Annotated in this window: 16 protein-coding genes and 3 pseudogenes; 3 read left to right on the plus strand and 16 right to left on the minus strand. The window is 70.9% G+C overall.

Annotated elements, in window-relative coordinates:
* Positions 1 to 310: 310 nt before the first annotated feature.
* The 12 genes and pseudogenes from ACZ3TI_RS39930 to ACZ3TI_RS39985 all read right to left on the minus strand — a co-directional run bounded on the left by ACZ3TI_RS39930 (position 311) and on the right by ACZ3TI_RS39985 (position 7,369).
* Positions 311 to 586: a hypothetical protein gene (locus tag ACZ3TI_RS39930; RefSeq protein ID WP_465735357.1), complete on the minus strand. Its 276-nt coding sequence runs from the start codon at positions 584 to 586 to the stop codon at positions 311 to 313.
* Positions 587 to 1,221: 635 nt separating this feature from the next.
* Positions 1,222 to 1,425 carry a Pycsar system effector family protein gene (locus ACZ3TI_RS39935; protein WP_465735359.1) on the minus strand — a complete coding sequence of 68 codons (204 nt, stop codon included), beginning with the start codon at positions 1,423 to 1,425 and terminating at the stop codon, positions 1,222 to 1,224.
* A 28-nt stretch (positions 1,426 to 1,453) separates the two neighbouring features.
* Complete coding sequence (locus ACZ3TI_RS39940; RefSeq protein WP_465735361.1) at positions 1,454 to 1,699, minus strand: hypothetical protein; 246 nt, start codon at positions 1,697 to 1,699, stop codon at positions 1,454 to 1,456.
* A 342-nt stretch (positions 1,700 to 2,041) separates the two neighbouring features.
* Positions 2,042 to 2,299: pseudogene (locus ACZ3TI_RS39945) on the minus strand (hypothetical protein); the annotation flags it as partial.
* The gene (locus tag ACZ3TI_RS39950; protein ID WP_465735363.1) at positions 2,241 to 2,408 is read right to left on the minus strand and encodes a hypothetical protein; all 168 of its coding nucleotides are present in this window, start codon (positions 2,406 to 2,408) and stop codon (positions 2,241 to 2,243) included. The gene ACZ3TI_RS39950 and the pseudogene ACZ3TI_RS39945, both read right to left, overlap by 59 nt.
* Before the next feature lie 457 nt (positions 2,409 to 2,865).
* Positions 2,866 to 3,354: an SRPBCC family protein gene (locus tag ACZ3TI_RS39955; RefSeq protein WP_465735365.1), complete on the minus strand. Its 489-nt coding sequence runs from the start codon at positions 3,352 to 3,354 to the stop codon at positions 2,866 to 2,868.
* Between the two features lie 150 nt (positions 3,355 to 3,504).
* Positions 3,505 to 4,197 (minus strand): DUF1062 domain-containing protein, encoded by a 693-nt coding sequence (locus tag ACZ3TI_RS39960; RefSeq protein WP_465735367.1) that lies wholly within the window; start codon positions 4,195 to 4,197, stop codon positions 3,505 to 3,507.
* 418 nt (positions 4,198 to 4,615) lie between these two features.
* A pseudogene (locus ACZ3TI_RS39965) lies at positions 4,616 to 4,783 on the minus strand (helix-turn-helix domain-containing protein); the annotation flags it as partial.
* A gap of 544 nt (positions 4,784 to 5,327) precedes the next feature.
* A complete protein-coding gene (locus tag ACZ3TI_RS39970) occupies positions 5,328 to 5,531 on the minus strand; it encodes a cold-shock protein (protein WP_465735382.1) in 204 nt (67 codons plus the stop codon).
* Between the two features lie 187 nt (positions 5,532 to 5,718).
* Complete coding sequence (locus ACZ3TI_RS39975; RefSeq protein ID WP_465735369.1) at positions 5,719 to 6,756, minus strand: hypothetical protein; 1,038 nt, start codon at positions 6,754 to 6,756, stop codon at positions 5,719 to 5,721.
* 75 nt (positions 6,757 to 6,831) lie between these two features.
* The gene (locus tag ACZ3TI_RS39980) at positions 6,832 to 7,035 is read right to left on the minus strand and encodes a hypothetical protein (RefSeq protein ID WP_465735370.1); all 204 of its coding nucleotides are present in this window, start codon (positions 7,033 to 7,035) and stop codon (positions 6,832 to 6,834) included.
* Between the two features lie 40 nt (positions 7,036 to 7,075).
* The gene (locus ACZ3TI_RS39985; protein WP_465735372.1) at positions 7,076 to 7,369 is read right to left on the minus strand and encodes a hypothetical protein; all 294 of its coding nucleotides are present in this window, start codon (positions 7,367 to 7,369) and stop codon (positions 7,076 to 7,078) included.
* Positions 7,370 to 7,578: 209 nt separating this feature from the next.
* On the opposite strand from ACZ3TI_RS39985, the gene ACZ3TI_RS39990 reads away from it, so the two are divergent.
* Positions 7,579 to 8,154 carry a hypothetical protein gene (locus ACZ3TI_RS39990; protein WP_465735374.1) on the plus strand — a complete coding sequence of 192 codons (576 nt, stop codon included), beginning with the start codon at positions 7,579 to 7,581 and terminating at the stop codon, positions 8,152 to 8,154.
* Between the two features lie 263 nt (positions 8,155 to 8,417).
* Here the strand turns inward: ACZ3TI_RS39990 and ACZ3TI_RS39995 are convergent, their stop codons facing one another.
* Positions 8,418 to 8,972: a Uma2 family endonuclease gene (locus ACZ3TI_RS39995; RefSeq protein WP_465735376.1), complete on the minus strand. Its 555-nt coding sequence runs from the start codon at positions 8,970 to 8,972 to the stop codon at positions 8,418 to 8,420.
* A gap of 176 nt (positions 8,973 to 9,148) precedes the next feature.
* On the opposite strand from ACZ3TI_RS39995, the gene ACZ3TI_RS40000 reads away from it, so the two are divergent.
* Positions 9,149 to 9,280 carry a hypothetical protein gene (locus tag ACZ3TI_RS40000; RefSeq protein WP_465735378.1) on the plus strand — a complete coding sequence of 44 codons (132 nt, stop codon included), beginning with the start codon at positions 9,149 to 9,151 and terminating at the stop codon, positions 9,278 to 9,280.
* A gap of 932 nt (positions 9,281 to 10,212) precedes the next feature.
* Here the strand turns inward: ACZ3TI_RS40000 and ACZ3TI_RS40005 are convergent.
* On the minus strand, positions 10,213 to 10,392 hold the full coding sequence (locus ACZ3TI_RS40005; RefSeq protein ID WP_465735384.1) for a hypothetical protein: 180 nt from the start codon (positions 10,390 to 10,392) through the stop codon (positions 10,213 to 10,215).
* A gap of 64 nt (positions 10,393 to 10,456) precedes the next feature.
* A pseudogene (locus ACZ3TI_RS40010) lies at positions 10,457 to 11,065 on the minus strand (helix-turn-helix domain-containing protein); the annotation flags it as partial.
* Positions 11,066 to 11,296: 231 nt separating this feature from the next.
* Between ACZ3TI_RS40010 and ACZ3TI_RS40015 the strand changes: the two are divergent.
* On the plus strand, positions 11,297 to 12,085 hold the full coding sequence (locus ACZ3TI_RS40015; RefSeq protein ID WP_465735380.1) for a hypothetical protein: 789 nt from the start codon (positions 11,297 to 11,299) through the stop codon (positions 12,083 to 12,085).
* Positions 12,086 to 12,199: 114 nt separating this feature from the next.
* Here ACZ3TI_RS40015 and ACZ3TI_RS40020 read toward each other — a convergent pair whose 3' ends face one another.
* Entirely contained in the window at positions 12,200 to 12,502 is a 303-nt protein-coding gene (locus tag ACZ3TI_RS40020; RefSeq protein WP_400667157.1) for a hypothetical protein, read from the minus strand.
* Positions 12,503 to 12,805: the final 303 nt, after the last annotated feature.

Below are 12,805 nucleotides of genomic sequence, written 5' to 3' on the forward strand. Positions count from 1 at the left end.
CTTCACCGAAGCCATCCGCCCGCAACCAGCGTGAGCACCCCGACGCCGACGCACACCAGGCCCGCGACCTGCCACTTCACGATGCACACCACTCAGTGGTCAGGACCGTATTCGGGCCTGTCTCGATGAGGTGCAGCAGGGTCCATGCGACGCCGTAGCAGGCGTCCGGGGCGCAGGGCCAGGGCGTGGATGGCTTGGGTGTGGCGCTCCTGCCCCTCGGCGCGCTTCCGATCGCGGAAGCGCCGCAGCACCAAGCCGGTGCGCCGCGCTTCGTCGTCCCCGGACACCTGTCTGGGGCGAGTAGGCGCGGTCAGTGGGTCGCTCGCATCCGCTTCCGGTCTTGGCACTGGAGCACCACCAGCGCCCCCAAGAGGCCGGCCATCTCGGCGGCGATCACCGTACCCGCGACGCTGATGACAGCTCCCGTCATGGCGCGGATCAGGAGTCCACTTGCGGCGGGGCCGACCATGACCGCGAGGATGCGCAGGTACCAAGGCCACCGGCGGCTGCCTGCGGCCGCGAGTACCCCAGCCAAGACGGGCAGCGTCAGGAATCCCAGCCCGATCACAAACAGGTCGACGATCATTAGCACTGTGCCACCCCCGCGTTCGGCGGACTTTCGCCGCCAGCCCTCACACACTGGCAGAAAAACTGAACGCGTTCAAGTATGAGTAAAGCGCCGCACAGCCGCCTGGCCAGCACCACGAGCGCGCCGGCGCCGAACCGGTGGTGCCGATGAAAAGTCCTGGCTCTCGGAGGAGTCTGCGAAGCGGAAGCCGACGACGTCACTGACCAGGGGCGGCAGGACGGGCGGACGGCGCCCAGACCCTCGGGTGTTCGGTGAGACATGTTCCCAGGGTCTGACCTGCGGCGGTCCAAGTTCGCTGCACGAACGACCGGCGGTCCAAGTTCGGTGGCAATCGGTCCAGGTTCGCTGTCGTAAGAAAGACTGGCGGGGATCAGGAGCGGCGCCACCAGGAGCGGGTGCGCTTCGCCTCGGCTGCCGCAGCCTCTGCGGCGGCCCGCTCGCGCTCCGCCCACCGCGCGTCGGTGAACTTCGTCCTGCAGCGGGTGCCGGTCCGACGGTGGTCGCCGTCGGCCGCACCACACGCTGACGCGGGAAGGAGGATCGGGCCGCGCCTGCTATACGGCCCGGCGTCCCAGGGTTTTCATACCCCGGAGCGAGGTGCCTGGCTGCGGCACGCGGCTGGCCGACCGGCTTCACGAGAGCATCCAGGCGGCGAAGACGAACAGCGCCCCGGTGCCCGCGGCGGCGAAGGAATACTGCACGAAGCGGTGCTTGCGCCAGACGATCTGGCTGGTGTTGACGAGCTGGCGGCTGAGCACCGGGAGGACGTCCTCGGACTCGAAGGCTTTCTGCAGGTCGTCCGGTTTCCGCTCACAGACGGCCGAGGGCGTCGCCATCAGGGTGGCGGCCTTTCGCCAGATGCCTTCACGGCACAGGGTGGCTCACCGTTCGCAGCTGTTGGTCCCTTGAAGCGTCTGGGCCGGGCCTGGCCTGGTTGAGTGCATCCAGCACGCACTCGATGAACGCGGCCAATTCACCGCCGGGCAGGATGCTGCGCAGCAGCAGCATGGTGTGCCAGGCCTCGTGGAAGCCGTCTCCGTGGTCGTCCAGGTCACCGATGGCTCGGGTGAGGGCGCTGTCGAAGTACCGCACGAAGCCCAGGCCGGGCAACGGACCGCCTTTGCGTTCTTCTTCCCTGACGAGTCCGTCGAGGACCGCCCTCGCGTACGTGTCAGGATCTCGGCCAGCGCGCCCGCAGCCGTGACGGACAGGTGGTACCGGGCGGGCTCGTTGCTGCGTACGTCGAAGCGCTCGGCCACGCAGCTGGCAAGAAGAAGGCGGAAGTGAGTGGTGTCCACGCTGTCAGGAAGCCATGCTGCCGTCGGCCCCGCGTGCTCGACCCGCTGACGGGACAGCAAGTCGTCTAGTCACATTCGGGCTCGGTTGCTCGCGGTATCGACGACGTGGTCGAGGAAGTGGCGACGCGGGGCAGTCCGGGCCGGTCAAGGGGGTGTCGCCAGCCCAGTCCCGGCGGCGCGGGTCCGCGGGCCTCGGTTCGTAGTGGGCGCGGCCGCCGGCACCGTACCGGCCGGTCTCGGCAATCAGCGCGGCGCCCTCGGCAAGCTGCTCGGTGTCCCAGCCGGTGACGTCCAGCAACAGCCTGTCGGGCGGGCCACCGACCAGTTCCCTGTAGTCGTGGTCGGGCACCGGGTCACCACCAGGCCGGTTCGACTTCGTCGTCCTCCTTTGGGTCTGCGGCCCGGTGGCCAGATGCCAGCATCTGGGTCTCGTCGCGGAGCAGCTCGGTGATCCAGTCGGCGACGCCGGCGGGGAGGCGGACGGTTCGTTGTTCGATTTCGTACGGGGTGCCGATGGTCAACCAGACGTTGGCGCTGGCGTTGGGCGCGGCGGCGTGGTCGGCGAACTCCTGCAGGGCGTCGGCAAGGTCGCCGGCCGCGCCCTCGTTGTCGCCGTTAACCAGCTCGCCGGGCCGTTCGGGTCGGTCGGCTGGGGGGTCTGGCGGATTGTGTCGGGGTGGTGGAGGTACCAGCCCCAGTCGTCGAAATCGGGGCCCCAGTGGACCAGGGCGACCCAGGTGGTGGAGCCCTGGTGCAGGCGCCAGCTCTCGATTCGGCCGGGCCGCCATTGGTCGCCAAGGCGGATCTCCACCCACCGCCAGCGCGGCTCGGCGTTCCAGCAGCGGCCGGGCCCGGACATCAGCTCACGCGGCGCCCGCTCGGCATCACCCGGCTGGTGCTCAGGGTGATTGGGGCGGGAGCAGGAGAACGGGACTGCGCTGGTCACCCCCCCACGATAAATCGAACAGGCGTTCCCATTCAAGCGCTGGGAGCGGCCTCGTGGTGGTCGGGGCCCTTGTGACTGGTCGAGGTAGTTGTCACCTGGTCGCGATGTCTGTCACCACCCCCTTCCCGGAACCCTCCCCGAGGAGGGCGCGGGCAGCTTGGCGCTGAAGGTAGAGGCGTGCCGCCGCCCTCGTCGGTCAGGTCGAACCGGACCCGCCCGTGCGGGTCGAGGTCCAGCTCCAACAGGGTCGGCGGATCGTAGGCCGTGACGGCGCCGGAGGCGATCACGGTGCGGCCATCGGGATCGGTGGCCAGCCAGCGGAGCACCACCGCGCCGCCCTCAGCCGGATCCAACCGGTCGGCGGCAGCCAGCCAGCGCCGCAGCAGTGCCGGGCGCGACAGGTGCCGCCACACCGCGGCCACCGGCTGCGGGTAGTGACGGTAGAAGCACACAGCCTGGTGACCTGCGTCGATGGCGACGATCCTGCCGTCGGGCGTGGGGACGCTCGGGGTGCCGGTCACGCTCCGATCATCGCCTGCCGCCACCGTTGCGGCACCCCAGACTGCGTCGTCGGAGGAGGCTGGACCTGCCACGCGGGAGCCCGCCGCGCGGCTCACAAACGGCGAGTCCGTGAGCCGCGCGCGGGTACCGCCCCGCACCGAGCCTTCGGCCTACGCCCCGGACACCGCGCGCGACATGCGCAGCGGCGCCTCGACGGCGTCGGCGGCGCCGAGTTCGCGCACCGCCTCCCGCCGCGTCGCCGCGACCGGAGCCGCGAGCTGAGCCAGGGTCGCCGCCGGGGCGTGGACCGTCAGCTCGAAGTCGCGGCGCGTCTTGGCGTCCGGGGCGAGCGGCAGGCGGATGCGGCCGTCCGCGACCATCCGGCGGACCCGGCTGCGGCTGAGGCCGAGGCCGGACATGAGCAGGCGTTCGACCCGGACCGGGACCGGCAGCTCGAAGCTCACCAGCACCGTCAGCGGGGTCGGATCGTCGATCGCGTGGAGCGGCGTGCGTGCCTCCAGCTCCCAGGTGCCGCTCCAGTCCAGGCTGTAGCCGTTCTTGGCGGCGAGCGACGCACTCATCGTCAGTTCCCGCACCACGGCGAGGTCGTTGTTCTCGTACGCCTCCCTGCGGGCGGGTTCCAGCGACGACGTGTGGACGCGCTCGTGGACGGGCACCTTCGAGGTCCGGTCGCAGCCCGCGCAGCTGAGCAGCAGCCAGACGTCGAGGAGCTTGCCGTTGGCGTTTACACGGATCTTGCCCGAGGGCCGGTGCCGCTTGCTGGAGCAGTCCGGGCAGCTGCGGACGATGGTGGGCAGCGCGGACTGGCGCACGGCCCAGCGGGCCTTGCGTTCGGTATGCATGGTGGTCTGTTTCCTGGTTCAGCAGGAACGCGCGCAGGCCGGATCGGCTGGATCGGCCGGGGCTCCTGGGATCTGACGAGTGTTCACGAGGGCGCGTGTCATCGCCTCGGGGCGGGTGGCCGCATGGCGGGCGTCCCGAGGTCGATCGCGCAACAGGTCGTGTCTCTCCGTGGCAACTCGCGACAGCGCGTCTCATCGCCTCGGGACATGGCCACATGGCCGAGCGCCGAGGGCGGTCGATCGCGTGAGCGCGCGTGTCGTCGCCTCAGCGCGCGGCCGGTGGCCCGGCGCAGAGGTCGATCGCGTAGGGGTGAGTTGCTACGTGGCATTCGTCAGCACAGGTACATGCCGCACATCGTGATCTGAGCCGCGCTCCCTAGCAACCGGTTTTTAGACCAAGGCCGTCAGACCAACGCCGTCAGACCAGCGCCGCCAGTTCCCCGCGCGAGCCGACGCCGGGCTTCGGATAGGCCTTGTAGAGGTGGTAGCCGACCGTTCGCGAGCTCAGGAAGAGCTGGGCGACGATGTCCCGGTTGGACATCCCCTGGGCGGCGAAGCGGACGATCTGCGTCTCCTGGGGCGTCAGGCCGGCGTAGTGCTCTGGTGATGCACACGGCGGTCGTCACCCGCCAGGTTGGAGCGCCGGCCTTGACCAGCCGGTTCGCTGCCCCGGGCGGTGACAACCGCCGTGACCAGGCGAGGCAGGTGACAACAATCTCGACCACTTGGTGACAGCTAGCGCGACCACGGTGAGGCGAACGCGCAGGTCGTAGGGCGCCCCGGTGACAACTACCTCGACCAGTCACAGTCGATCAGGCCCTGGTCCAGGGCTTGGCGGACGATCAGGGCGGCGTCGGCGGCGGTGTCGCAGGCGAGCGGGCGGCTGGGTGCCTTGGAGTCGAGTAGCGGCCGTCGAGCACGGCCCAGCCGTCCACGCGGCCGGCACCGTACTCGATCCAGCCGAGCGCCCGGCCGTCCTCGCGGACGTAGAACAGGCCGGGGCCCGGCTCCAGACCACCAGGTCCCAGCCGGGACCGAGCAGCCGGGGCGGACAGGTCGCCGGGTCGGCCGCCGTACCGGCCTTGGCCGTCGACGCGGACTCAGGAGGCGGAGCGCAAGGGATGCCTGTGTCAGAGCGGCTTGATGTTCGCAGCCTGCAAGCCCTTCGGGCCGGTCTTGACTTCGAACTCGACCTTTTGGTTCTCCTGCAAGGTCTTGAACCCCTCCGTCCTGATCTCCGAGAAGTGGGCGAAGAGATCGTCACCTCCGCCCTCCGGGGTGATGAGCCCGTACCCCTTGGCGTCGTTGAACCACTTGACCGTTCCAGTCGCCATCGTGTCGCCCTTCTCGTTGAACGAAGCCATGCCAGGCATCCAACCCTGCCATGGACATGATCGATTCTCAGGTTAGCGTCACCGTCTTCCGCAGGGGGCAGAACGCCGAGATAGCAGGTGCGGCCAAGCTGGTCCAGAGTGGGCTTTTCAACGAGCGCCATCAACGCCGGGCCGCTGGCGGCGCGGGTCAGGTCAGCTGCTGGTCCCGGCCGGCGCGGAGCAGGGCTACGGCGTGGGGCGCGTCCGTGGAGAGCCAGGGGTCGCCGTCGGTGGCGTCGATGATCAGGCGGCCCTGGATGTAGGCGCCCCAGCCGTCGCCGAGCGCCTCGATCCAGCCCAGCAGTCGGCGGTTCGGGTCGCGGACAGCGAACAGGTCGGGAGCGCTGCTCCAGCCTTCCACTACCAGGTCGCTCCCGTCGATGCTCCAGGTGTTGGGCGGGGCGCCCAGGCCGCGGGCGAGCGGCGAGTGGGTGGTGGGCTCGGCGGCGAGCGCCAGGCGCAGCTGCCCGGGAACGGCGGCCGGGTTCTGCGCGGTGGCGGTCGACGGGGTGGGGTCAACGTTGACGGCGGGGCCGTCGGTTTCGACGCGCGGGGAATCAAGCGGGGCAGCGGCGGGCTCGGGGGTGGGCGCCTGGGCGCCGGCCTGCTCGGCGCGGAGCCGGGTGGAGGTCATCTCGTAGCGCAACACGTGAGCCTTGCGCATGATCCGCTGCGTGGCGCCGGTGAGGTTGGTCTCCAGCAGTGCGAGGGCCTGGTTGCAGCGCGGGTCGTCGCCCTCGCCGCGGCGGGCCTTTTCCAGGTTCTCCAGGAAGCGGGCGGTGCTGCGCTGCACGGCGGCGGCGAGCTCCAGGAGCTCGCGGTGGCCGGCCTCGTCACCGGGCTCTGTGTCGCTCAATTCGACGCGCGAGGTAACAAGGGCGTCGGCGACGGCATCCTGCTGGTGCTCCGCCCGCCGGCGTCGATACGCCTTCGAGGAACAGGCCCGACCGCAGTAGACCGGGCGTCGGCCCGGCCCGGCGGTGCGCAGTTCGGCGCCGCACTCGGCGCAACCCCGCGCCTGTGACTCCACCTCGATTCCTCGCGCGTCGATTCCCCCGCCGGCCTTGATTCCTCGCGCGTCGTTTTCCGTCTTCATGATCGGGAGGGTATTCGCCCACCCGGACAGCGCGGTGCCGCCGGTGGCGTACGGCTGGCCGCTGCACATGCGCAGGAACGGCTTGCGCATGCGCAGCGACGTAGACAAGGACGGCGGGCGGCGGTTGCGCATGCGCAGCGGCCGGGGTGCGTGGCGCGGCCGGTCCTACTCGGCCTCGGTGAAGGTGAGGCCTCCCGGGCCGAGCGGTCGGCGCCCGCCTTCGGCCCGGGACCGATCCGGACGGGGCGCGGCGGGCGCTTCCGGGAGCGGCAGGCGCTCGGCCGGCAGCAGCCGCTGCGCTTCGGCCGGGGGCGTGTGGGTGGCCGGGTCGGCGCAGGGCTGCCACAGCGGGCGGCGGGCGGAAGTCATGATCACAGTCTGCCCGTGACCGTGGTGGGGCCGCGCCGGTTCACCCGTCATGACGGATCTGACCACCTTCCCCCGCGTCGAGGACACCGGCGACAGCGAGGACCAGGAGCAGCGGGAGCGCCAGCACGCGGTGAACGAGGTGCTCGCCGAGGCGTCCGAGGCGGGCCGGCGGGCGGCCGGGTGGGTGCGCGAGCTCGCGGCCCGGCAGGCGGAGGAGCGGCACCGCCGGGTGCCGAAGCGGACCGCCGACGCGATCGAGCAGGCGACCGGCCGGGAAGTCGTCCCCGGCGGCGACGGGCAGCTTGCCGAGGAGCTGGCGTACGACCGCCGCCATCGTCACCGGCAGCCCGCATGCCCAGGCGCTCCCGGAGCTGTCGATGGGCGAACGGATCGCGCTGGTCGCGGTCTGCGCGCTCGCCGCGGCGATGCCCGCCTCGGTACTCGGCGACCTGGAGCGCGAGCTGCCCGCTTATCGGGCAAAACGCAACCTGCGGCCTGGCCGTCGGACCGTTGTGGGGTGGGAACGCGGCCGGGGAGCTGGGAGTGTCCCGGTCGACGGCGTATCGGCTGCTGGACCTGGCGGCCGTCGCCGAGGCGATCGGGGACGTCGTCGGCCGGGAGGCCGGACTGCAGCTGTCCCACGCGTGGGACAGCCCCCTGGTGCTGCCGGTGCGGGCGGTGGTCGAGATCCGCGGGCGCCTGGCGGAGCTCGCGGACCTGGTCGCCGAGCACCTGGCGCGGGCCCGCGCCGAGGTCGGCGGCGCGCAGCTGGAACCGGGCCGGATCAGCGCGGTGGTCGCGGCGGCGGTGGCCGAGCTGCGCGAGCGTCCGGACGTACCGGCGGCCGAGCTGGAAAACGCGCCGGGCCCGGACGGGTACCCGGTCGAGGCGTGGCGGGCGCTGGTGGCCCAGGGGCACGGCCTGGCCCAGGAGCGGCTGGCCGTGCGGCGCGAGCTCGGGCTGCTGGCCCTTCGGGTGGTGCCCGGGTATGTCGCCGAGCGGGACGCCGAGGAGGTCCTGCACGTCCTGGGCGAGGAGATCGGCAGCAGCGCCGAGGAACTGCTCGCATGCCGCCGGTACGCGCTGACCGGCGACGCGCGAGCGACCGAACGGTTTTGATTCAGGTCAGCGGCGGGGTCTATTGGTTCGGTCCCTCGTTGCGGAAAGGCCGCCGTCGAGGCCGACCGGTCCGCCCGCCCGGACACAGGTGCTACAGGTGCCACAGGAGGCCCGTTCACCAGGCGAAACGGGCCTGCTGCGGCGAGCTGTCCCAGCTATGTCCCAGGTCCGACGCGGAACACGGTCACCTGGGGCAACGGGTCGCGACGTCCTAGCGAAACGGACATAGCGGGTGCGCTAGGACATGGCTGGGACGGCGGTGGTCAGAACGCCGTGGTGTCCAGGACGAGGTTGAACGGCTCGGGCAGCCGGATCGGGGCGCCGAAGGGGTGGGGGCCGTCCACTACGGCGTAGCCGAGGTCGTGGGGTTCGGAGAACAGGGTGCAGGTGCGGTTCTGCCGGTCGGCGAGCAGGTAGAGCGGGGCGCCGTACTGGGCGTAGCGCTTGCGTTTGGTGAGGCGGTCGGTGTCGCCGTTGGAGTCGGAGGTGACTTCGACGACCAGGAGGGTCTGGTCGGGGGTGAGGGCGCCGGCGCCTTTGGCGAGGTCTTCGGGGATGACGGCGAGGTCGGGCATGTACCAGTTCGGGGAGCCGGGCAGGTCGAGGTTGCCGGAGCCGCTGATGCAGCCGAGCTCGTCGACGCGCCGGTCGAGCTGGCGGCGGATCTTGGCGGCGACGTTCTCGTGGTCCCATGTGGGTGACACCAGGACGATCCGCCCCTCGATGACCTGGGCCCATCGGTGGTCGATGAGCTGGACGGCGTACTTCAGCGCGGCCTCGTGGTTCACGTCCGCGTACGCGATCGGCTGCGCGCTCAACGGTCCGCCTCCCTCCACACCGGCTCTTGGGGTGTCCGGCCGGGCACCCGCGCTCCCACGGTAGCCGCCCCGGGCCGGCCTGTGGGCCGTTCCGGTCGGCAGCGCCCCGGCCGCCTCGTCCCGCCCTCGGGGTGCCGTGCCGTCGGCCGCACGGGTGTGCGACCTACGATGGGCCGGTGTCCGACACCGATTTCCCCGCTGACCTGCTCGAACTCCAGCGCCGCTGGTACACCGCCGAGGCCGACTGGGCCGCCGACCCCGGCGAGGAGCAGCGGGCCGCGTTCACCACGGTCGGCGCCGAGCTTTAGACGCACCCGTACTGGGCGGGTGTGGAGAACCGGCACAAGGCCGAGATGAAGCTCAAGCAGGCCGGCCACCCCGGCGCAGTCGCGGCCAGTTGATCCCGACTCAGCCCGGCGCCGAGGCAACCCAAAGGAAGTCCCGCATTCCGGAATTTCCGAACGGCCAAAAATGAGAAATTCCCGACCGCTCCGGGGAGGTCGGAAATTCTGGTTTTCGGCGACGCGGCGATACTGCAGGCCGGACGGCCCTGGTTCCACGGGCCTGTCGGGCACCGCGGCGGCCAGGGCCGCCCGGCACCCGGGCCCAGGATGGCCGCAAGGCAGGGCCGCGGGAATCGACGTCCACCGCGCCGAGCCGGATCACCCGGGGCGCTCATGGCGCCACTGCCTCGACCCTTGACCCTGCCTTCGACGTCCGCGATGTAACGGAGTGTCAACAAGCTTCTCTACGTGAGTAGCTGAGGCTTGTGATGTTCAAGCATCGCTGGCACTCTGTAGGAGCCGAGGGGGACGCCTCGGCAGTCCTTGAAAAGTCAAGAGAGGCCATCGCATGAAGAAGCGAAAGCGCGATCGAAGTAGCACCGCTGCGCCTTTGGCGCGGCCTCTGCGGTACGTAGTACGTATGATGCGGCCGCAGCGTTTGCAGGACGAGATCGTTACAGATGCCAGCACGCCGCCTGCGGCTACTGGCAGCCACTGGGCGCTTGGGCGTCTCAGCTGGACTGGCCGCCTGAAGTTCTGGGCTGCTGTTTTGTCGCTTGTAATTGTGATTATTTCTGGATTATTCAAGGTCGACAGAGGGTGCGACGTCCCCACGCATTCCGTCTCCATCGCACAGGAACTGTGCGAGCGAGTCGGGATGCCACCCGAGTCACGGCGTTAGTTGACGCCAGCGGGCCCGCATCAGCGCGATGCGGGCCCGTGCGCTTTCTAGGCAGCTACAGCTCGACGTCCATCCACGCGATGTCGTTCAGCTCGACGTCGAGGCCGCGGGCGCGGTGCCCGTTGTCCTTGAAGTAGTGCTCGCGCAGGCCCTCGGCGAGGATCCGTTCCTGCTCGTCCTGGCTGGCTCCGGCGTCGCGGGCGGCGTAGAGCCGCTGGGCGACCGAGCCGGGCATCTTCTGGTGTGATCGTGCGCTCGCGCGGGTCGTCGGTGGAGCCGCCGGCCGCGCTGTAACCGAAGGTCGCCTGGATGTGGAGCATGAAGCCGTTCTTCTCGGCGTCGCGGCGCACCCGCTGCTTCACCCGCGGCTGCCAGGTGGCGCGGACCTTCTGCTCGATGGCCTTGGCGGCGGCCGGCTTGGGGGTGCCCTGGCCCTTGAGCCAGGGCTGGACGGTGCGCTGGCTGACGCCGAGGTCCTGGGCGAGCTTCTTCGTGGAGCCCTTGGCGCCCTTGAGCAGGAACCGCATCCGGGCGGGAACGGACTGCGGGATCGGCTTGGTGCGCTCGGCCCGCTCCAGGCCCTCGTCGATCTCCCGGCTCACACTGTTCTCCTTCCCGGCCGCCCAGGGTGGGCGGCTCTGCTGGTGGTCATGGACGTGCGGCCCGCCGGACGGTGCCGGCGGGCGGCCCCGGTCCTCCAGCCGGCCGGTAGTAGCCGGGCCTCGAGGAGCCGCCTGGGCCGTGGTGGAGATCGCGGGCACGTCGGCGGGCCGTGCGGAGCGGTGGGCGGTATGGAAGGTGACGGCGGGTGCGGTGGGGCCCGCTTCGCCGGGCCGGGTCGAAGGCGGGTGCGGTACTGTCGTGGCAGGGCCGGGAAGAAGGGGATCCCGGGCGGGCGTGCACACCATCGGGCGCCACGTCCACGGGGGACGGTCGACCGCGGCACCGAACGCCTTCCCCCCGCCCCGGCACACCTGCGCCGGGCGCTCCACGGGGACGTGTGTACTATCATCCGACGCGCCCAATACCCAACAGTGTCACGGTCGCTCGCCGGAGGGCGGGCCACCGCGAAAGCGCTGGAACTGTGGTGACATCGGGTCGAACAGGACAGGCCGTGCCGTCGAACGTGGAGTGGTCGAATGCCATCACCGGGGCGCCGCAAGGCCCTCCTCGTCGTTGGCGCCGTCGTCACCCTGGCTGCTCTGTCCGCAGTGGTGCGCTATACGGACCGCGAGCCCAGAGCTGACGCGGGGCTGTTCAGCCAGGTGCTCCTCAGCGCCGACGGCCGCACCCTCACAACACCGGTCATGTGGGCACCGTGCCAGGAGGCCGAACCGCGGCTGTTTGCGCGCGAGACGCCGCAGACGGTCGCCGCGGATCTGAAGACCGGGCGCACCGTGGACCAGACCCACGAGTGCCCCTCAGCCGGCCGTCTGGTCAGTCTCACACTCCACGCCCCTCTGGGGACCAGACAGCTGTCGGAGGCCAACACGGGAAAGCCCTTCGTCCCGTTCCCCGCCGCCCGGCTCGCCGACGTCGGCTACCTCCCCCCGGGCTTCACCGCGATATCGGACGTCCCACAGGTCTTCGGCTCCGTGGCCGGACCCTGGACTCCCAATCCGTACAACCGCAGCGACACCGTGCCCTCCTGGACCCGCTACTACGCGACCGTCGGCAAACCCGCGCTGAGCATCACCCAAAACCTCCCCGCAGCCGGCACCCACGACCCGGCACCGGGCACCCATGCCGGTCCACCGATGTCCGTCAACGGCCACAGCGCATCCCTCGTGTGCGACACGGATTCCGAACGCGCCCTCACCTGGTCCGACGGCGTCAGCACCTTCACCGTGGTGAGCATCGACCCGCACCACGCGGCACTCTCGCCCTCCGAGCTCCTCCGGGTGGCCAACGGCCTGCGGAACCCCTGAAAGGCACGAACAGCACGCATCCGTCCTCTGCCTCGGCACCGCGAGCAACGGCGGCCCCGTGCCCCATCACGGATTCGAGGCCGTCCAGGCGCTGCGCGACCCCGCCCAGGTGCGTTACTTCTCCCAGGGGACGGCGCGGGCGAAGACCTCGTTGACCTGGGCTGCGACGTCCTGGCGGATCGTGGCGAGGGAGACGGCGGCCATCACGGCGAAGGTCCAGCGCAGGCTCGTGGCCATCCCGGGGCTGTCCGCCATGAGCGGGACCATCGGCAGCAGGACGGCGGCTGCGGCGAATACCGCGGCCGGTGCCAGGCGGGGCATCCACCGTGCCAGGGGGCCCGGGATCACGATGTCGGACGGTGCTCCCGTCAGCAGGGCGGCGCGGTCCCCCGCGAGGAGCGCCCGCAGGCCATTCACGAGCGATCTCTGGTCACCTCGTCGACCGCGGCGGCGCTGTGGGCCTGGGCAAGGTCGCGCTTGTGGGCGCGGAAGACGGCGGCGATCCGCAGGTTCTCCCTCCGCATGGCCGCCGTGATGGCTGTGGGGGCTGGTTGACCACCGCACGACCAAGCCCGCCAGCCGTACCGGGCGCGCCGACGAGAAAGTCGTCGCCGCAGTGCTGGAAGCGCTGCGGCGCCAGCGCGGCCGCTCCAAGGGCACCGTGAAGGGGCTGATGCAGCTGACGAGGCAGGTGCTGGACGAGCGGTACGGGAGCGGGGC

The sequence above is a fragment of the Kitasatospora sp. NPDC023120 genome, assembly GCF_055560835.1.